Source organism: Aquabacterium humicola, from assembly GCF_030167915.1.
In the GTDB taxonomy this organism is placed as follows: Bacteria; Pseudomonadota; Gammaproteobacteria; order Burkholderiales; family Burkholderiaceae_C; genus Pseudaquabacterium; species Pseudaquabacterium humicola.
Genome location: NZ_JARGNB010000001.1, coordinates 1412146 through 1431554, shown reverse-complemented (window position 1 = coordinate 1431554; position 19409 = coordinate 1412146). Strand labels below are relative to the sequence as shown.

The following is a 19409-nucleotide window of genomic DNA, read 5'->3' as shown; positions in this document are numbered from 1 at the left end:
ACGCTCGTGCACCGCCGCCTGCTGACCCTGCTGCTGCCGGCGCTGGTGGGCCTGGCGGCGCTGGCGATCAGCGCGGTGCTGGTGTCGCACGAAGCGGAGATCGAGCGGCGCGCGCTGCGCTCGGCCTTCGACCTGGGCCTGCGCCAGACGGCCAGCCGCATCGAGCAACGCATCGCCAGCTACGAGCTGGTGCTGCGCGGCGCGCAGGGCCTGTTCCACGCCACCGGCGGGCGTGTCACGGCCGCTGACTTCGCGAGCTATGTGCATGCGCAGCTCGGCGGTGCCGACGCCGCCGGCATGCAGGGCATCGCTTACGTCGCGGCGCCCGGCGACGACGGCCGCGCGACGCTGCGGTTCAGCGCCCCCGCGCCCGCGACGCCGGCGCGCCTGCTCGGCTTCGACTTCCTGGCCGAGCCGGTGCGCCGCGATGCGCTGCTGCAGGCGCGCGACTCGGGCGGCGTGGCGGTCAGCCGCAAGCTGCGCCTGGTCCCGGACGGCGAGGGCGCGTCGTCCTCGTCCTTCCTGATGGTGCTGCCGGTGTACGGCCCCGGCGAGCCGCCGGCCGACCTGGCGCAGCGGCGGCAGCGCCATGCCGGCTGGGTGATCGCGGCCTTCCGCATGAACGACCTGATGGCCAGCCTCTACGGCGAGGGCATGCCGGGGCTGGCGCTGCGCGTGCACGACGGCGTGCGGCTCGACGCCGAGGCGTTGATGTACGACTCGGCGAACGCCGCCGCGCCGCCGGCGACGCCGCCGCGGCACGAGGCGCACGAGTACATCGGCTTCGCCGGCCACACCTGGACGCTGACCGTGCATACGCTGCCGGAGTTCGAGGCGCTGCATGCGCCGGACACCCCGCGCATCATCCTCGGCGCCGGCCTCGTCGCCAGCCTGCTGCTGTCGCTGCTGACCTACCAGCTCGTCAGCGGCCGCGAGCGCGCGCATGCGGTCGCGCAGGCGATGACGCGCGAGCTGCGCGAGAGCGAAGAACGCTACCGGCGCATCGTCGAGACCGCCGACGAAGGCATCTGGATGCTCGACGCGCAGGGGCGCACGTCCTTCGTCAATCCGAAGGTGCTGGCGCTGCTGGGCCATCCGCAGCAGGCGCTGCTGAGCCAGCCGCTCGGGCGCTTCCTCGACGAACCGGGCCGCGTGCTCGTCGAGCGTTTCCTCGCGCGCGGCGCTGCCGCCGCCGCCGAGCACCACGAGCTGCGCTTCCGCCGCGCCGACGGCGCCGACCTGTGGGCCTCGCTGACGATGAGCGCGGTGACCGACGCCGCGGGCCGCTACGCCGGCACGCTGGCGATGGTCACCGACATCAGCGCGGCCAAGCAGGCCGAGGCGCGGCGCCAGCTGCTCGAGGCGCAGCTGCGCGAGTCGCAGAAGATGGAGGCGGTCGGCACGCTGGCCGGCGGCATCGCGCACGACTTCAACAACATCGTCGCGGCGATCCTCGGCAATGCCGCGCTGGCGCGCGATGCGCTGCCGGCCGATGCGCCGGCCGCCGCGCACCTGTCGCAGATCCTGCTGGCCGGCGACCATGCGCGCAGCCTGGTGCAGCAGATCGTCGCCTTCAGCCGGCGCCAGCCGCTGGCGCGGGTGGCGCAGCCGCTGGCGCCGCTGGTCGAGGCGGCGGCCAGGCTGCTGCGCGCGACCCTGCCCGCGGGCGTCGAGCTGCGCACCGCGCTGAGCGAACAGCCGGTATGGGCGCAGGTCGACGCCAACCAGCTGCAGCAGGTGCTGATGAACCTCGGCACCAACGCCTGGCATGCGCTCGCCGGTGGCGCGGGCCGCATCGAGCTCGGGCTGACCAGCACGCCGCTCGACGACGACGCGGTGCAGTCGATCGGTGGCCTGCGGCCCGGGCGGCATGCGCACCTGTGGGTGCTGGACAACGGCATCGGCATGGACGAAGCGACGGTCGCGCGCATCTTCGAGCCCTTCTTCACCACCAAGCCGGTCGGCCAGGGCACCGGGCTCGGGCTGTCGGTGGTGCACGGCATCGTCGCCGCTCACCAGGGCGCCATCGTCGTCGCCAGCCGGCCCGGCGAGGGCACGCGCTTCGACCTGTACTTCCCGCTCGCCGAAGGGGATCGCGCGCCGGCGACGCCGCATGCGCCGGCCGATGGCGCAGCGCAGCGCGGACGCGGCGAACGCCTGCTCTACGTCGACGACGACGCGGTGATGGTGATGACGGTCGAGGCGCTGCTCGAACGCGCCGGCTACCGGGTGCGCGCGTTCGTCGATGCCCGTGCGGCGCTCGAGGCGCTGCGCGCCGAGCCCGAGGCCTTCGACCTCGTGATCACCGACTACAACATGCCGGAGCTGTCGGGGCTGGACGTGGTGCGCGCGCTGCGCTTCATCCGCCCGACGCTGCCGGTGATCATCAGCTCGGGCTACCTGAGCGAGGACATCCGCGCCGCCGCCAAAGACGCCGGCGTGCGCCACCTGCTGCAGAAGGAATACAGCACCGAGCGGCTGGTGCCGCTGGTGCAGCAGGTGCTGGAGGAAACCCGGGCGGCCTGAGCGGCGGCCGCGCCGCCCGTGGCGCAATGGCCGCTCAGAACAGGAAGTAGCGCTGGGTCATCGGCAGCGACGACGCGGGCTCGCAGGTCAGCAGCTGGCCGTCGGCGCGCACCTCGTAGGTCTGCGGGTCGATCTCCATCGTCGGCAGGTAGTGGTTGTGCACCATGCCGGCCTTGGTGATCGTGCGGTTGCCCTGGACCACCGCGAGGCGCTTCGCCAGACCGTAGCGCTCGCCGACCCCGCCGTCGAGCGCGGCCCGGCTGACGAAGCTCAGCGAGCCCGCGGCCAGCGCGCCGCCGAAGGCGCCGAACATCGGCCGGTAGTGCACCGGCTGCGGCGTCGGGATGCTGGCGTTCGGATCGCCCATCGCCGCGGCGGCGATGAAGCCGCCCTTGAGCACGACGCTGGGCTTGACGCCGAAGAAGGCCGGCCGCCACAGCACCAGGTCGGCCCACTTGCCGACCTCGATCGAGCCGACCTCGTGCGCGATGCCGTGGGACAGCGCCGGGTTGATCGAGAGCTTCGCGACATAACGCTTGATGCGCCAGTTGTCGTTGCGGGATGGATCGCCAGGCGACCCTCCGGGTCGCGTGTCGCCCGGCAGCGACCCGCGCTGCGTCTTCATCTTGTGCGCCGTCTGCCAGCAGCGGATGATGACCTCGCCGACGCGGCCCATCGCCTGGCTGTCCGACGAGAACATGCTGATCGCGCCCAGGTCGTGCAGCACGTCCTCGGCGGCGATGGTCTCGCGGCGGATGCGGCTCTCGGCGAAGGCCAGGTCCTCGGCCACCGAGGCGTCGAGGTGGTGGCAGACCATCAGCATGTCGAGGTGCTCGTCGACGGTGTTGACGGTGTAGGGCATCGTCGGGTTGGTGGACGAGGGCAGGAAGTTCTTCTCGCCGACCACGCGCATGATGTCCGGCGCATGGCCGCCGCCGGCGCCTTCGGTGTGGAAGGCGCAGAGCGTGCGGCCCTTCGTCGCGGCGATCGTGTCCTCGACGAAGCCGCTCTCGTTGAGCGTGTCGCTGTGGATCGACACCTGCGTGTCGGTGGCCTCGGCGACGTCCAGGCAGTTGTCGATCGCCGCCGGCGTCGTGCCCCAGTCCTCGTGCAGCTTCAGGCCCATCGCGCCGGCGTCGATCTGCTGGCGCAGCGCGTCGGGCTTCGCGGCATTGCCCTTGCCGAGGAAGCCGAGGTTCATCGGGAAGGCATCGGCCGCCTGCAGCATGCGGCGGATGTTCTCGGGGCCCGGCGTGCAGGTGGTCGCGAAGGTGCCGGTGGCCGGCCCGGTGCCGCCGCCGAACATCGTCGTCACGCCCGACATCAGCGCTTCCTCGATCTGCTGCGGGCAGATGAAGTGGATGTGCGTGTCGATCGCGCCGGCGGTGACGATCAGCCCCTCGGCCGACAGGATCTCGGTGCCCGGGCCGATGACGATGTCGACGCCCGGCTGCACGTCCGGGTTGCCGGCCTTGCCGATCGCCGCGATGCGCTGGCCCTTGATGCCGATGTCGGCCTTGACGATGCCCCAGTGGTCGACGATCAGCGCGTTGGTGATCACCAGGTCGCAGGCCTCGTGCGGCCCTGGGCCGTTGATGCGCTGGCCCTGGCCCATGCCGTCGCGGATGGTCTTGCCGCCGCCGAACTTCACTTCCTCGCCGTAGCCGCCGGCGCGCAAGGTCAGGTCGTCCTCGACCTCCAGCACCAGCGCGGTGTCGGCCAGCCGCAGGCGGTCGCCGATGGTCGGGCCGAACATCTCGGCGTAGGCGCGTCTGCCGATCGTTGCCATCACAGCGCTCCCTGCACGAGGCCGCGGAAGCCCCAGGCTTCGCGCGCGCCGGCGTAGTCGACGAGCTCCACCGTGCGCTGCTGGCCCGGCTCGAAGCGCACCGCGGTGCCGCTGGCGATGTTCAGCCGCATGCCGTGCGCGGCGGCGCGGTCGAAGCGCAGCGCGGCATTGGTCTCGGCGAAGTGGTAGTGCGAGCCGACCTGGATCGGCCGGTCGCCGGCGTTCTCGACCACCAGCGTGATCGTGCGGCGGTTCGGGTTCAGCGGCAGCTCGCCGTCATCGGTCAGCAGTTCTCCGGGGATCATCGTCGGCCTCCTCCTCAGGCGATGGGCTGGTGGACGGTCACCAGTTTCGTGCCGTCGGGAAAGGTCGCCTCGACCTGGATCTCCGGGATCATCTCGGCGACGCCGTCCATCACGTCGGACCGCGTCAGCACCGTCTTGCCCTCGCTCATCAGCGCGGCGACGGTCTTGCCGTCGCGCGCGCCTTCCATGATCGCGGCGGTGATCAGCGCGATCGCCTCCGGCACGTTGAGCTTCAACCCGCGCGCCTTGCGGCGCTCGGCCAGCAGCGCGGCGGTGAAGATGAGCAGCTTGTCTTTCTCGCGTGGGGTCAGGTCCATGGGGCGATTCTGGCGGAGCCGTCGGCGGCCCCGCATCGTCGCAAGCCCTGTGCCAGCGTGGTGCGTTCCCTCAGCCGAAGACCACCGATGCCGCACCGCCGACACCGGTCCAGCGGCCGGTGAAGCGCGGCACGCCGTCGCCATCGAGCGCGAACCACGCGAGGTGGTCGCTGCGCTGATTGCAGACGACGAGGCCGCGGCCGCCCGGCAGCAGCGCCAGCGTGCGCGGGTAGCTGCCGCGGCACCAGTGGGTGTCGCGCAGCGTCGGCGTGCCGTCGGGCGCCAGCGAGAAGTGCGCGATGCTGTCGTGCAGACGGTTCAGCGCGTAGAGGTGGTGGCCGTCGGGCGAGCAGCGCAGGTCGGAGGCGTATGCCGTGCCGGCGAACCCCGCCGGCAGGCTGCTGGTCTCGCCGAGCGGCTGCAGCGCGCCGTCGTCGAAGCGCAGCCAGGCGAGCGTCGAGGCTTCTTCGCTCAGCAGGTAGACCCGCGACGGGTTCTGCGGGTGGAAGACGAGGTGGCGCGGGCCGGCGCCGGGCGACGTGGGCATCACCCGTGGTTCCAGCAGCCGGCCGCGGCCGGCGTCGAAGCGGAACACGACGAGCCGGTCGAGGCCGAGGTCGGTGCACAGCACGAAGCGGCCGCCGGGGGCGGGCAGCGCCATGTGCGCATGCGAGGCCTCGTGCCCGCTGCAGGCGAAGCTGCCCGGCGGGGCCTGCTCGGCCTGCGCGGCACCGGGCCGTGCCTGCGGTCCGCAGGCGTCGGCCAGCGCACGCCGGTCCAGCACCGGTCCGAGGCAGCCGTCGTCATCGATCGCCAGCACGCAGACGTCGCCGCTGTCGTAGTGGGCGACGAAGGCATGGCGGCCCTCCGGATGCAGGCCGAGGTGCACCGGCCGCACGCCGCCGGAGCCGGTGCGGCCGAGCAGCCGCGGCCGCCCGCTGCTGAGGTCGTAGCTGCTGAGGCGGCCCTCGCCGCGGCCTTCTGCGTTGCCCGGTGCGCGATGCAGCTCGTGCACCGCGTACAGGTGCGTGCCGGCGGCATTGACCGTCAGCCAGCTCGGGCTGTCGCCGTCGGCGATCCAGGCCTCGCCCGCCAGCAGCGGCGGGCTGCCGGCTTCGATGTGAACGCCATGGATGCCGCCGCCGTTCGGCGCATAACTGCCGATGTACGCGGTCAGCATGCGAGCCGGTCGCCGGGGTCCACCTCGAACAGCGCCGCCGCCGCGCGGTAGAAGGCGATGCGCCGCGCGAGCTTGCGCTGCACGTCGGCGTCGCCCGGCTTGTCGCACTCCAGCGCGCCGTTGATGCTGCGCGTGGTCTCGCCGAAGCCGAAGCCGCCGATGTTCGCCTCGTGCGCCGTCATGCGGCCCGGGCCGGGCTGCGTCATCCAGTACCAGACGGCGGTCTGCCAGGCGATCTTCGGATCGCTGGCGACGAGGTCGGGCTCGGCCCACAGGTCGACGCCGATGGCCTGGCCGGCCGCGCGGTACTGGAAGTTCCACGACAGCTGGATCGGCCCGCGGCCGTAGTACTGGCGGCCCGCTGCGCAGCCGCCGGCCTCGCGCGGGTTGCAGTAGTGGTCCCAGTGTTCCTTCGCATACTCGCGCAGCGCGCGCAACGAATCGGACTCGTGCGCGATCTGCGCCAGGAAGGCGGCCATCTCCCGACGGCGCACGCTGTCGGGGCCGGTCGATGCGAAACCTGGCATCGCACGCACCGCGGCGACGAAGCCGTCGTAGGTGTAGAACGGCAGCCGCCCCGGGAACAGGCGCTCGAACTGCGCGGCCGTCGGCACGAAGGGCGCGGTGGCCGCTGGTTCAGGACGGCCGGCACAGGCCGCCAGCAGCAAGCACCCGAGAACAATCGACGTCATCGACTTCATCAGTCACGCAACTCCATCAGGACATTCGCCGCGTCCGCGCGCCAGAACGCGGTGCGCGTCTCGATCGGCCGGCCGCCGTCGGCATAACGCCACTGGCGCAGCACCAGCAGCGGCGCGCCGAGCGGCAGCTTCAGCAGGCGCCGAAGCGTCGCATGGCCGGCACCGGCGATCACCGCGCTCGCGCGCTGCAGTGTGCGCGCCGCGGGCGGGCCGGGCAGGGTGAGCATCAGGGAGACGATGGCCGGCGCCAGCGTGCGCGAGCCGCCGGGGCTGGGCAGGCTGCGGCTGATCAGGCCCAGTGGCCGTCCGCCGCGTTCCTGCAGCCAGCGCCCGCGCAGCACGACGGCGGCGCGGCCCAGCGACAGCGCGCAGCGCTCGTCGTCGCTGGCGCGCACCAGGCCGCCGTCGTGCCAGCGCGTATGGCCGTCGTCGAGCCAGCCGTCGTCCAGGCCGGGCCAGCCGTCGCGCGCACGCACGGCCGGCTCGAACCAGGTCAGCGCGGCATCCATCGTGCACCCCTACATGCGCAGCCGCACGCCGCGCGCGACCAGCCAGCGCGTGGCCAGCAGCACGCCGGCGGCGTAGAAGAGGGCGATGGCGATGCCCGGCGCGCCTTCGCGCAGCAGCGCGGGCCGCCGCCAGCCGACCAGCGCCGCCGACGCGTCGATCACGAACGGGATCAGGTACGCCAGCAGCGGGTTCGCGGCCACCGGCGCCAGCAGCGCGGCGGCGCGTTCGCTCCAGGCCGGCGCGCGCTGCAGCCAGGCGCGCAATGCGATGAGGACCGGGATGCAGGCCGCCGCGCTGTACAGCGCCCAGCTCGGCGTGGCGTGGATCTTCGAGATCGGAAAGCCCGGCCGCAGTGCGGCGGCCGCGACCGCCAGCACCGCGGCTAAGGCCAGCGCGGCGGTGGTGCGCGGCTGCTGCGCATCGAACAGCAGCCGCGCGGCGACACAGCCGGCGAGCACGATCGCGGTGTGCGATGCATGCCCGCCCTGGCCCAGCACCGGCGCGACCGCGGCGTACCAGCCGACGCACAGCGCGATCGCCGCCAGCAGCGCCGGCATCCGGCCCTGCAGCGCGACATACACCGCGCAGGCCAGCAGGTAGGCCCAGCCGATCAGCCCGAGGATGCCCCACCAGTGCGGCTGCATCGTCGAGCCGCTGGCGTCGCGGTAGACCAGCGCCAGCACGACCAGCAACAGCGCACCGGCGATCCGCCAGCCGCGCGCCAGCGCCGGCCCGCCGAGCAGCGAGCCCCACAGCAGGAAGGCGCCGACGTAGGACGCCAGCGCCCAGCCCGCCATCGGCAGCGGCATGCCCGGGCCGGCCGCCTGCTCGGCGTTGACCATGAACACGCCCAGCACGATCAGCGCGAGCGCGCGCTGCGCCGCATGGCCCAGCATCGCCGCCGGCCCCTGGCCCGCATCGGCGCGCTGCTGCAGCGCGAACGGGATCGACAACCCGACGATGAACAGGAAGGCCGGGAACACCGCGTCGACGACGCTCATCGCGTCGGCATCCGCCGGCATGTGCGCCGCCCACGCCGGCAGCCCCGGCACGCCGGACCAGTCGTTGACGATGACCATCACCAGCACCGTCAGCGCGCGGAACAGGTCGATGGCGGCGTTGCGCCCGGCCGCCAACCTGGGAAGTCCGGGGCCGGACATCAGAAATACCAGGTGCCCCGGATGCCGAACATGCGCGGCGGGTTGTAGCTGTTGTAGGTGTAGCCGCCGGCGTTGCCCTGGCCCATCCAGTTCCTGACGATGTTGTTCGTCAGGTTGTTGCCCCACAGCTCGACGTCCCACTTGCCATCGGCCGGCGCGAGGCGCACCGATGCATTCCAGTTGGTGTACGCGTCCATGTAGTCGCCGATGCGCGGGTTGTCGAGGTTGCGCACGGTGAAGTACATCTTGCTCTGCCAGCGCGCGCTGACCGTGGGCGAGACGACGAGGTCGCCGAGCGCGAAGTCGTGCGTGACCGTCAGGCCCACCGCGACCTTCGGCGCATAGGGCAGCTGGTTGCCGCGCACGTCGCGGATCGCGCGGCCGCGCTTGGCCGGATCCTCGCCCAGGTAGATCGGCGCGCAGGGCTCGGCGCCGAACTGCGCGCGGTAGCCGCACATCCAGTTGTCGTCGTAGGTGGGGTACGACTTCACCTTGGTGTCGAGCAGCGCGAAGAAGCCGGTCACCTTGCCGCCGGTCCACGGCAGCGCCTTGAACTCCAGCTCGATGCCGCGGATGTCGGCATCGCCGATGTTCTCGGTCTTCCAGGCGGTGACGACGTCGCAGGCCGGGTTCCAGTCGGGGCAGGTCTCGCCCTCGCGCAGCTTGCGCTGGCCGACCGCGTTCATGCCGGTCACGTGCATGCCCTGGTACTTCGTGAAGAAGGCGACCGCGCTCAGGTCCAGCTTGTTGTCCAGGTGGCGGCCCTTGTAGCCGAACTCGAGGTTCTTCGTCGTCTCGGGACCGTACTCGAGGAAGCTGTACTTCTGCGTGCTGCCGTCGGTGCAGGTGCCGCCACCGCAGGTGTCGAACTTGTCGCCGAAGCCGCCGGGCCGGTAGCCGGTGGCCAGAGACACGTAGACCATGCGCGTCTTGTCGATGTCGTATTGCAGGCCGCCGCGCCAGGTGGTCTTGCGCCAGTCGGCGCTGTGCGTGTTCTCGGTCGGCGCCGGGTAGACGCCCAGGCCCGCGAACGGGCCCATGCCGAAGGTGAGGTCCGTGCCGTTGTGCGGCGTGCCCAGGCCCGGCGCGACCGGCGGCGTGTACTTGCCGTTGTAGTACCACGGCGTGCTGGCATCCCACAGGCCGGCGCTGATGCCGCCGACGTCGCTGCGGCGGTCGCGCGTATATCGCATGCCCAGCGTGGCGGTCAGGTCCTTCGCCAGCTGCTTGTCGCCCTGGAAGAAGAGGGCCTTCGACTCGACGCGGCGGTCGGGCTGCCCGTAGAACTGGCCCTGCGGCATCGCGTACGGCGCGGCGACCAGGTTGTCCTGCGCGAAGTCGATCGCGTTCTTCTCGTTCATCGTGAACAGGCCCGCGACGTAGCGCCAGTCGCTGCCCTGCTGCTTGAGCTGCAGCTCGTGCACCCAGGAGCGGTAGTTCGAGGCCAGCGTGTAGCTGGCCCAGTCGATCGCGTGCTGGTTGCCCCAGTTGCCCCACTCGTACATCACGCCGACCTCGTCGTCGAGCCAGTTTTGGCCGCCGTCGTCGTCGTGGTGCTGCACGCGGCGCTGCTTCGCGAAGGCCGACTTGTAGGTGAGCTCGGTCATGTCGCTCACTTTCCACGTCAGCGTGTTGCGCCACGTGTCGATCGTCATGTCGAGCTTGCCCGGCACGTTGATGATGGCGTGCCACTGGCCTTCGGGGCCGCAGGCCCAGCGCGTGCCTTCGGCCATCTTGCAGTCCTTCAGGCCGATGTCGCCGGCGCCGTGGTTCTTGTAGTGCTCGAGGCCCGAGGTCCACTCCAGGTTCCTGGCAATCGCCCAGCGGCTGGTCAGGCGCAGGCCGGCCTGGTCCGAGTTGTTGTAGTACTCCGACCGCGACAGCTTGCGGTTCAGGCGCTGGTCGGCGTCGGGCTTGCCGTCGGGCGTGAACACGCCGCTGTCGCCGGGACCCGGCAGCCTGACGCCGCGGTCGCGCAGGTCCTGCTGCTGGTTGAGCCAGCTGTCGCGCTTGTCGACCATCGCGCCCAGGCGCAGCGCGAAGTTGTCGCTGACGCCGAGGTTGTAGGCCGCGCGCAGCTGCTTCGCGTTGTAGTTGCCCAGCTGCAGCGACGCCCAGCCGTGGTTGTTCCTGAACTCCGGCCGGGCCGGGATGATGTTGATGACGCCGGCCGTCGAGTTGCGGCCGAAGAGGGTGCCCTGCGCGCCGCGCAGCACCTCCACCTGCTCGAGGTCGAACATCAGCGCCAGCGAGCCCTGCGGCCGCGGCGAGTAGATGCCGTCGATGTGGATGCCGACGGCGGGGTCGCCGATCTCGGTGAAGTTGGTCGACGTGACGCCGCGGATCGCCGCCAGCACGCCCGAATCGGCGTTCGACAGGCCGAGCTGCAGGTTGGGCACCATCGCGCTCAGGTCCATCAGCGCCTTGACGTTGTCGCGCACCAGGTCGTCCGGGTTCAGCGCGGTCACCGCCACCGGCGTCTTCAGCAGGTTGGTCGTCGTGCGCGTGGCCGTCACGGTGACGGTGGGCAGCTCGTTCGCGGGCGCCTTGTCGGCCTTGTCCGCCGCGGGCGCGGTCTGCGCGTGCAGGCCGGCGCTGCCGCCGAGCAGGCTGCACACGGCCAGGCGCAGAACATGGGGTACCCAGGCCGGTGGCCTGCTGGCCGAGGTGGCGGCGGAACGCTTCATCGAAAAACCCTCCAGTGGTGCAGCCGGCACTATCGGCCGCGCCGCCTCGCGGTTCCTTCAGCGCCGTCTCAAGGTTCCCTCAAGACCCGACGCCGCGTGCGCGACCCCCTCCGGCAGAATTCCCCGGGCTGGAGGATCCGAATGAAGGTGTGCCTGGTCGAGGACGACCTGACGCTCGGCCGCTCGCTGCAGGCGGTGCTGCAGGACGGCGGCCACGAGGCGCTGTGGGTGCGGCGCGTCGCCGACGCGCGCTTCTGGTTCGACGAGCAGCGGCCGGACGCGATGCTGCTCGACCTCGGACTGCCCGATGGCGACGGGCTGGACCTGCTGCGCCACGTGCGCCAGCACGACCGGCAGATGCCGGTCATCGTGATCACCGCGCGCGACGGCATCGAGGACCGGCTGCAGGGCCTGGACAGCGGTGCCGACGACTACCTGGTCAAGCCCTTCGTCGGCGCCGAGCTGCTGGCGCGGCTGCGCGCGGTGGCGCGTCGCGCCGGACTGGGCGGCGAGGCAGACGAGGGGCTGTGGATCGCGCGCGACCTGGTGCTCGACGAGAAGCGCCGCCGCGTCACCCGGGGCGGCACGCCGGTGGCGCTGTCGAAGACCGAGTTCGAGCTGCTGGCGACGCTGCTGAAGTTCACCGACCGCGTGCTGACGCGGCGCGAGCTGGAGGTGCGCGCGCTGCCCGGCAGCGACGGCCATGCGCTGGACGTGCACATGGCCAACCTGCGCAAGAAGATCGGCGAGGGCTACATCCGCACGGTGCGCGGCGTGGGCTACGCCGTGGAGCCCTGACGGCGCGATGAGTCCGGCGCCGACCCGATCGCTGTTCAAGCGCACGCTCGCCGTCTTCGTCGGCGCGGCGCTGGCCGTGTGGCTGGCGCTGATGGTCAACGAGGTCTACTACATCAAGGTCGTGCAGGCGCGCAACGGCCAGGCCTGGAACCGCGTGTGGGCCGAGCACGTGCTGCTGCAGTTCCGCCAGGGCGCCGGCACCGCGCACCTGGCCGAGCTGGAACGGCTGCGCGCGGACGAGTGGCACCAGATGGGCTACGAGCCGCCGACCATCCTGCTGCAGGTGCTGCGCGACGGTGCGCTGGTGCACGAGTTCGCGTCGCCCGACCTCGCCCGCCGCAAGCCGCCCGATCCGGCGCAGACGGCGAGCGATGCCGACTGGCTCTACGTCGAGCTCGCGCTGCCCGAGCAGCGGCTGCGCGTGCGGCGCTGGCAGGAGGTGCCGGGCGACTGGCACTTCGGCCTGCAGGGGCTGACCTACTACAGCCGGCCCTTGTTCCTCAGCCTGCCGGTGCTCGCGCTGACCGCGTGGCTGGTGCTGCGCCTGGGCTTCCGGCCGCTGCGCCGCGTCGGCCAGCAGATCGCCGCGCGCACGCCGGCGAACCTCAAGCCGCTGTCGGCCTCGCCGTACGTCGAGCTGGCGCCGCTGGTCGACGCGGTGAACGCACTGCTGGCGCGGCTGCGCGATCACCAGGACGGACAGCGCGATTTCCTGCTGAATGCGGCGCACGGCTTGAAGACGCCGCTGGCGGTGATCCAGGCCAATGCCGACACGCTGGCCAGCGACGATGCTGGACGCCGTGAGGCCGCACGCCAGCGCCTGGCCGACGGCGTGCGCCAGGCCGGGCACATGGTGCACCAGGTGCTGTCGCTGGCCCGCTCCGAGGCCGATCCGCAGACGCTCGACCGCCGCGACGTCGACCTCGTCGACCTGCTGCGCGACCGCATCGTGCTGGCCGCCGACCTCGCGCAGCGGCGCGGCATCGAGGTCGAGCTGCTGGCGCCCGAAGCCTGCGTGCTGCCGCTGCACCGCGAGACCATGGGCTCGCTGATCGACAACCTGCTGGACAACGCGGTGAAGTATTCGCCCTCGGGCAGCCGGGTGGTCGTCGAGCTGCGCGCCGACGACGACGCGGTGCGCATCGCCGTCACCGACCAGGGCCCGGGCATCCCGGCCGCCCTGCGCGCCAAGGTCTTCGAGCGCTTCTACCGCCCGCCGGACCAGGACGTGCCCGGCAGTGGCCTCGGGCTGACGATCGTCGAGCGCGCGGCCGCGCAGCATGCGGCCGACGTGGTGCTCGGCGACGGTTTCGACGGGCGTGGGCTGCGCGTGGAGCTGCGCCTGTCGCGAACGGGAAAGGCCTGAGGCGCGCGACGCCCTAACGGGGTGCCGAAGCGTCCCGATCGAGTGCCGACGGGGCCGCATCGGTGCGCTGCGCAGCGCCTGGTGCCGGCAGCCGAAGCGACGCCGCACCTGCGGGCACGCGGTGCAGCGCGCCGTTCCAGGCCAGCCACAGCCCACCGGGCGGCGGCCGCAGCCCGGGCGAGATCGTCAGCTGCACGGCATCGCCGTCGCGCTGCAGCCGCCAGCCCAGCGGGCCGTGCGCGGTCGACAGGCCGGCGATGCCGACCGGCCCCTGGTCGAGCCAGGCCGCCGGCACGCCCGCGGCCAGCACCAGCGCCTGGTCGCTGTCGCGCTCGTAGGCGAACAGGTCGAGCACCGAGCGCAGGTAGTCCGACGAGATCCACGCATGCGGCATGTCGCCGATGAAGCGCGGCTCGCGTGCACCGCGTCCGACCACCTCGGCCCACTGGTGCCAGCCGGCCGGGCGCTGGTCGTCGTGGAAGAAGCGCAGCATCGCGTGCGCGCGCTCGGACCGGCCCAGCCGCAGCAGCGCGGACACCGAGCGCAGTTCGTAGGGCGTGTAGTCGGCCCAGTCGCTGCGCTCGCGGCGCGTGGCCACGTCGTCCCAGTAGCGCTGCCAGGTCGCCTCGAGCGCGGCGCGCGGCACCAGGTCCTCGGCGCCGGCGGGGCTGAAGACCAGCGTGCTCGAGCTCGGGTCGAAGTCGCCCAGCTCCGCGGCGCCGGGCAGGTGCGCGATGCGGTGGTGGGCCATCGTCGCCGCCAGCGAGGCCCGCAGGTCGCGGCGGAATTCCGCATGCTGCGCGGCGAGCTCGCGCGCCCGGCCGTCATGGCCGAGCACGTCGGCCACCCGCACCGCATCGCGCCAGCCGGCCAGCGCCCAGAAGTTGTCCCAGTAGCTGTGCATCGGCTTGGCCGAGTAGCCCTCGTGGCTGATCGACGCCGGCATCATCCCGAAGAAGCCCGGCGGCCCCGGCTTGCGCTCGGACTGGCGCAGGGACTCCATGTAGCGCGCCGCCGCATCGACCTTCGGCCACAGCTCGGCCAGCAGCGCGCGGTCGCCGGTGTGGCGCCAGAGCTCGGCCACCGCGAAGATGAACTGGCCGTGGCTGTCGTTCTCGGCCACCGGATCGGCGCCGCGGCGGTCGACGCAGCACGGCACCTTGCCGTTGGCGAACAGGTGGCCGGCGTACCAGCGCACGAAGTCCCGGGCCGCCTCGACCTCGCCCAGGCGCAGCAGGCCGGCCACCATCATCGCGCCGTCGCGCACCCAGCTGCGCGCGTAGCTGCGCGTGCCCGGCTGCAGCGCCGGCCCGTCGCGCGACAGCAGCATGTGCGCGAGCGCGCTGCGCACCGAATCGTGCAGCGGCTTCGCCTGCGGCGGCAACGTGAACCGCACGCGGTTCAGCCGTGTGCGCCAGTGCGCGGCGGCGGCCTCGAAGCGGCGGTCGATGTCGGCGGCCGTCGTCGCCGCGGCGGGCGCGTCGCCGAGCGGCAGCACGAGGTGCACCGTGCGCTTCTCCCCCGGCGCCAGCGTCATCGGCCAGGCCAGGCGCGCGCTGGCGCCGCCGCCGGCATCGGCCAGCGTCGCCAGCGGCGGCGCACTGTCGACCACCGCATCGGCGATGTCGCCGGCCGCGGCGCGCACCTCGGCCGGCGGCTGCACCGTGCGCAGCCACGGGCGGCCGTTCACCGCCAGCAGGCCGCCGCGCCAGGCCAGCTGCCGTACCGGCGCGAAGCCGCCGGCGGTATTGAGGAACTGCTGCGGCGGGTTGACCTGCCACGGCCGCGGGCCGAGCGACAGGGTCAGCGACTGGCGCTCCCAATAGACGTTATGAACCGTGTAGCGCAGCAGCAGCTGCGGCGCGTCGCGCGGTCCGTCGGCGGCGGCGTCGATGCGCATCGCGATGCGCGGATGGCGCCAGTGCACGATGGGCAGCGGCAGGTGCTCGTCGTGCAGCTCGTGCGTGCGCTGCACCTCGGCCCAGCCGATGCGCGTGCCGTCGGCCAGCGTCAGCAGCGGCTCCAGCGACGGCCCGGCGATGCGCGGCTCGATCGCGCCGTCCTCCGAGATCAGCGCCGAGCGCGCCGCGCCGCCGTCCACGCCGACCAGCGTCCAGTAGTTCTGTTCGCCGTGGAAGGCGCGCGGGTAGGCGCTCTTCGGCGCAGCCGCCGCCAGCGTGCGCAGCAGCGCGTTGCGGTCCGGCCAGTCGGCAGGCGAGGGCGCGCGCAGGTCCTCGACGCGCGAGCGCGACAGCACACGCACGAAGCGTGCTTCCTGCTCCGGCAGCCACAGCGCCTGCAGCGCGCGCCGGCTGCCGCGCAGGGCCTGCAGCGTGCGCCAGCGCCGGCCGTCGTCGGAGGCCTGCACGGTGGCGTCGTGCGGCCCGGCACCGGCCCAGCGCCAGGCGACACCGTTGAACTCGGTGGCGCGGCCGAGGTCGAGCCGGGTTTCCCCGGCGGATCGCGTGATCGAGGCTTCGACCGCGGGACCCGGCGGATCGAGCCGATGCATCGCCAGCCGGTCGAAGCACAGCCGGCCGCGGCCGCCGTCGCCGCTGGCCACCACCAGTTCGATGGCCGCCGCGCGCCTGAGCACCTTGTCCTCGGTCGGCCCCCAGGCGAACTGGATCTGGCGCTGGCGGATGCGCAGGTCGGTCGGCTGCGCGGGCGGCTCGAACGACGGCAGGTTGCGCCACCAGACGTTGTCGCCGCTGGCATCCACGAACTTCACCTGGAACGCGTTGCGCGGACCGTCGCCGTGCAGCCGCAGCGTGAATCCGTGGTGCGGCGGCAGGTCCAGCGGCAGCGTGCGGCGCATGACCGCGTAGCCCGAGACGCCGTGGAAGTCGTACTGCAGGCACAGGCCACCGCGCGGGCCGGGCGCGATCGTCGCCTGCACCTGGTCCGACGCCGAGGCCTGCCAGCGCGCGCGATCCCGGAAGTCGTCGAGCAGTTCGGTCGACGCCGCGCACGTGGCGCCGGCCCGGCCCAGCGCCAGGGCCAGCAGCAGCGCCGCGCGCATCACTTCACCGATCCCATCACCAGCCCCTGCATGTAATGCCGCTGCAGCGCGAGGAACAGCACCAGCACCGGCAGCACCGTGACCACCGCGCCGGCCATCATCAGCTCGTTGTCCTGCACATGCTCGCGCGACAGCGAGGCCAGCGCGACCGGCAAGGTGTGCAGGTCGCCGTCGGTCAGCACGATCAGCGGCCACATGAAGTCGTTCCAGCTGCCGAGGAAGCCGAACACCGCCAGCGTCACCACCACCGGCTTCAGCAGCGGCAGCACGATCTGGAAGAAGATGCGGCCTTCGCCGGCGCCGTCGATGCGCGCGGCCTCGATCAGCGCGTCGGGCACGCTGCGCGCGTACTGGCGCACCAGGAAGATGCCGAAGATGCCGGCCATGCCGGGCACGATCACGCCGGCCCAGGTGTTGACCAGCCCCAGGCTCTTGAGCATCAGGAACAGCGGCATCATCGCCACCTGCCCCGGGATCACCAGCGCCGCGAGCAGCGCCTTGAACAGCGGCTCGCGGCCGCGGAAGTGCAGCTTCGCGAAGGCATAACCGGCCATCAGGTTGAACAGCAGCGACAGCGCGGTGATGCCCAGCGCGATCACCAGGCTGTTGGCGAAGTAGCGCGCGAGGCCCACGCTGTCGAAGAGCGCGCGGTAGTGCGCGAGCGTCGGCGCCTTCGGCAGCAGCGGCGGCGGGTAGTGGCTGGCCTCGCCGGCGGCCATGAAGCTCACGCTCAGCATCCACAGCAGCGGCCCGATCGCGAACGCGGCGGCGATCGCCAGCAGGCCGTTGACCAGCCAGGCGACGGGATCGCGCGGGCGCGAGCGCTTCATGCCGCGGCCGCGTCCTCGGCACGGCGCCCCAGCCGCAGCATCAGCTGCGTCACCGCGACCATCAGCACGAACAGCAGGAAGGCGATCGCCGAGGCCTGGCCCAGGTTCCACCAGCGGAAGCCTTCTTCGTACATCAGGTACAGCACCGACACCGTGCTCTGCACCGGGCCGCCCTGCGTCATCACGTAGGGCTCGGCGAAGAGCTGGAAGTAGCCCGCCATCGTCAGCACGCTGACCATCAGCAAGGTGGGGCCGAGCATCGGCAGCGTGACGTGCAGGAACTGCTGCCAGCGTGACGCGCCGTCGATGCGCGCGGCTTCGTACAGCTCGTCGGGAATCGCCTGCAGCGCGGCGACGAGGATGATCATGTTGGCGCCGAAGTTCTTCCACACCGCGAACAGCACGATCGCCGGCATCGCCCAGCGCGGATCGCCGAGCCAGTCGACCGGCGGCAGGCCCAGCGTGCCGAGCCCGGCGTTGACCAGCCCATAGCGCGTGTGCAGCAGATAACGCCAGATCACCGCGACGGCGACCAGCGTCGTCACCACCGGCGCGAACAGCGCGGTGCGGAAGAAGGGCTTGAAGCGCGCCAGCGGCGACTGCAGCAGCACCGCGCAACCCAGCGACAGCCCGATCGACAGCGGCACGCCGAGCACGACGAATTCCAGCGTATTGCGCAGCGCGCGCCAGAACAGCGGCATCGCCAGCACCTGCGCGTAGTTGTCGAGGCCGGCGAAGCGCAGGTTGCGCAGGTCGGCCAGCGCGTAGAGGTCGAAGTCGGTGAGGCTCAGGGCCAGCCCGGCGGCCACCGGCCCCAGGAAGAACAGGCCGATCACCGCCAGCGCCGGCGCGGTGAAGGTCCAGGCGGCGAGCGTGCGCGTCTTCATGTGGTCGTCGCCGGCCGCCGCGCCAGCATCCAGCGGCGCTTCTCGAGGAAGCCGTCGACCCGCGCATCCAGCGCCGCACCGAGCCGTGCGCCGGGCCAGCGCTCGTGCACCGCGCGCTGCGCGAGCTGCTGCATCTCCTGGCCGATGCGCTCCCACTCCGGCACCGCGGGCGTCGGCTTCACGCGCTCCAGCTGCTCGGCGAAGGCGCGGGCGCGGGGTTCGTCGATCAGCGGCACGCCGGCCTCGGCCGGCAGCGTCCAGGTGCTGCGGCGCGGCGGCAGGTTGCCGGTCAGCGCATGGAAGCGCTGCTGCACCTCGGGCCGCGCGAGCCAGGCCAGCACGGCCAGCGCGTCGGCCTGGCGCTTCGAGCGGCGGAAGACCACCAGGCTGGAGCCGCCGGCGGTGGACGCGCCGGGGCCGTTGGGGCCGGGCAGGGGGGCGGTGGACCAGTGATTGCGCCGCTCGATGCCGATGCGGCGATCGAGCTCGCCGATGCTCCAGGGGCCCGAGATGAACGCCACGAACGTGCCGCGCCCGAACTCCTGCCAGAGGTTTGCTATCTGCACATTGGTCACCGCCGACGCGTGGCCGCTGCGATAGCGGTCCAGGAAGAAGTCGGCCGCGCGCACGAAGCCCGCGCTGCGGAAGTGGCCGAAGCGCCCGCCGTCGCGCAGCAGCGGCTCGTCCTGCTGCAGCGCCAGCGCCAGCAGCGGCTCGTACTCGTTCAGCGGCAGCAGCTGCGGATGCGCGATGCCGCTGCGCTGCAGCGCGTCCAGCGCAGCGGTCCACTCGGCCCAGCTGCGCGGCGCGGCGGCCTGCCCGGCGCGCGCGAACAGGTCGCGGCGCCAGAACAGCAGCCGCGTATCGACGTACCACGGCAGCCCGAGCAGCCGGCCGTCGACCACGTTGGTGCGCCAGATGCCGTCGAACCAGTCGCCCGGTGCCAGGCCCGGCTGCGTCACCAGCCAGTGATCCAGCGGCTGCAGCGCGTCGAGCGCGGCGAGCTCGGGCACCCAGCTGTTGCCCAGCTGCGCGAGGTCGGGCGTCGCGTCGCCGGCGAAGGCGGTCAGCAGCTTCTCGTGCGCGGCGGTCCATGGCAGCTGCTCGATGCGCAGATCGATCGCCGGATGCGCGCGGCGGAAGCCCTCGAGCAGTTCGCCGACCACCTCGCCCTCGCGGCCCATGGCCCAGAAGCGCAGCGGCGCGTGGCCGCGGCGCGCGCAGCCGACCAGCGCCGGCGCGGCGATCGCGCTGGCCACCAGCGGCGCGGCACGCGCCGCCATGCTCGCCAGCACCGTGCGCCGCGTGCAACCGGTCCGCCTGTCCATCGG

15 protein-coding genes are annotated in these 19409 nt (G+C 72.5%); 3 read left to right on the top strand and 12 right to left on the bottom strand.

Annotated elements, in window-relative coordinates; genetic code table 11:
• Positions 1-6: 6 nt before the first annotated feature.
• Positions 7-2526 (top strand): CHASE domain-containing protein, encoded by a 2520-nt coding sequence (locus P1K89_RS06345; protein WP_284615537.1) that lies wholly within the window; start codon positions 7-9, stop codon positions 2524-2526.
• 34 nt (positions 2527-2560) lie between these two features.
• Here the strand turns inward: P1K89_RS06345 and ureC are convergent, their stop codons facing one another.
• The 8 genes from ureC to P1K89_RS06305 all read right to left on the bottom strand — a co-directional run bounded on the left by ureC (position 2561) and on the right by P1K89_RS06305 (position 11175).
• Positions 2561-4315, bottom strand: a complete 1755-nt coding sequence (ureC, locus tag P1K89_RS06340) for an urease subunit alpha (RefSeq protein ID WP_284615536.1) — start codon at positions 4313-4315, stop codon at positions 2561-2563.
• Positions 4315-4620 carry an urease subunit beta gene (locus tag P1K89_RS06335; RefSeq protein WP_284615535.1) on the bottom strand — a complete coding sequence of 102 codons (306 nt, stop codon included), beginning with the start codon at positions 4618-4620 and terminating at the stop codon, positions 4315-4317. The genes ureC and P1K89_RS06335 overlap by 1 nt, the downstream gene beginning before the upstream one ends.
• Positions 4621-4634: 14 nt before the next feature.
• Entirely contained in the window at positions 4635-4937 is a 303-nt protein-coding gene (locus P1K89_RS06330; protein WP_284615534.1) for an urease subunit gamma, read from the bottom strand.
• Positions 4938-5007: 70 nt separating this feature from the next.
• Positions 5008-6117 (bottom strand): lactonase family protein, encoded by a 1110-nt coding sequence (locus P1K89_RS06325; protein WP_284615533.1) that lies wholly within the window; start codon positions 6115-6117, stop codon positions 5008-5010.
• Positions 6111-6809 carry a chitinase gene (locus P1K89_RS06320; protein WP_284615532.1) on the bottom strand — a complete coding sequence of 233 codons (699 nt, stop codon included), beginning with the start codon at positions 6807-6809 and terminating at the stop codon, positions 6111-6113. Before P1K89_RS06320 ends, P1K89_RS06325 begins: the two co-directional genes overlap by 7 nt.
• Before the next feature lie 8 nt (positions 6810-6817).
• A complete protein-coding gene (locus tag P1K89_RS06315; protein ID WP_284615531.1) occupies positions 6818-7327 on the bottom strand; it encodes a UTRA domain-containing protein in 510 nt (169 codons plus the stop codon).
• A 9-nt stretch (positions 7328-7336) separates the two neighbouring features.
• Positions 7337-8488 (bottom strand): DUF5009 domain-containing protein, encoded by a 1152-nt coding sequence (locus tag P1K89_RS06310; protein WP_284615530.1) that lies wholly within the window; start codon positions 8486-8488, stop codon positions 7337-7339.
• Entirely contained in the window at positions 8488-11175 is a 2688-nt protein-coding gene (locus tag P1K89_RS06305) for a TonB-dependent receptor (protein ID WP_284615529.1), read from the bottom strand. Before P1K89_RS06305 ends, P1K89_RS06310 begins: the two co-directional genes overlap by 1 nt.
• Positions 11176-11316: 141 nt before the next feature.
• Here P1K89_RS06305 and P1K89_RS06300 point away from each other — a divergent pair, with 141 nt between their 5' ends.
• Together P1K89_RS06300 and P1K89_RS06295 are read left to right on the top strand one after the other, a co-directional pair.
• Positions 11317-11973 carry a response regulator transcription factor gene (locus P1K89_RS06300; RefSeq protein WP_284615528.1) on the top strand — a complete coding sequence of 219 codons (657 nt, stop codon included), beginning with the start codon at positions 11317-11319 and terminating at the stop codon, positions 11971-11973.
• A 7-nt stretch (positions 11974-11980) separates the two neighbouring features.
• Positions 11981-13339, top strand: coding sequence for a sensor histidine kinase (locus tag P1K89_RS06295; RefSeq protein WP_284615527.1), 1359 nt, complete (start codon positions 11981-11983; stop codon positions 13337-13339).
• A 13-nt stretch (positions 13340-13352) separates the two neighbouring features.
• Here the strand turns inward: P1K89_RS06295 and P1K89_RS06290 are convergent, their stop codons facing one another.
• Genes P1K89_RS06290 through P1K89_RS06275 form a run of 4 tightly spaced genes read right to left on the bottom strand, consistent with a single transcriptional unit; the run spans position 13353 to position 19406 of the window.
• Positions 13353-16361 carry a discoidin domain-containing protein gene (locus P1K89_RS06290; RefSeq protein ID WP_284615526.1) on the bottom strand — a complete coding sequence of 1003 codons (3009 nt, stop codon included), beginning with the start codon at positions 16359-16361 and terminating at the stop codon, positions 13353-13355.
• A complete protein-coding gene (locus tag P1K89_RS06285) occupies positions 16361-17191 on the bottom strand; it encodes a carbohydrate ABC transporter permease (protein WP_284615525.1) in 831 nt (276 codons plus the stop codon). The genes P1K89_RS06290 and P1K89_RS06285 overlap by 1 nt, the downstream gene beginning before the upstream one ends.
• Complete coding sequence (locus P1K89_RS06280; protein WP_284615524.1) at positions 17188-18078, bottom strand: carbohydrate ABC transporter permease; 891 nt, start codon at positions 18076-18078, stop codon at positions 17188-17190. The genes P1K89_RS06285 and P1K89_RS06280 overlap by 4 nt, the downstream gene beginning before the upstream one ends.
• The gene (locus P1K89_RS06275) at positions 18075-19406 is read right to left on the bottom strand and encodes an extracellular solute-binding protein (RefSeq protein WP_284615523.1); all 1332 of its coding nucleotides are present in this window, start codon (positions 19404-19406) and stop codon (positions 18075-18077) included. Before P1K89_RS06275 ends, P1K89_RS06280 begins: the two co-directional genes overlap by 4 nt.
• Between the last annotated feature and the right edge of the window lie 3 nt (positions 19407-19409).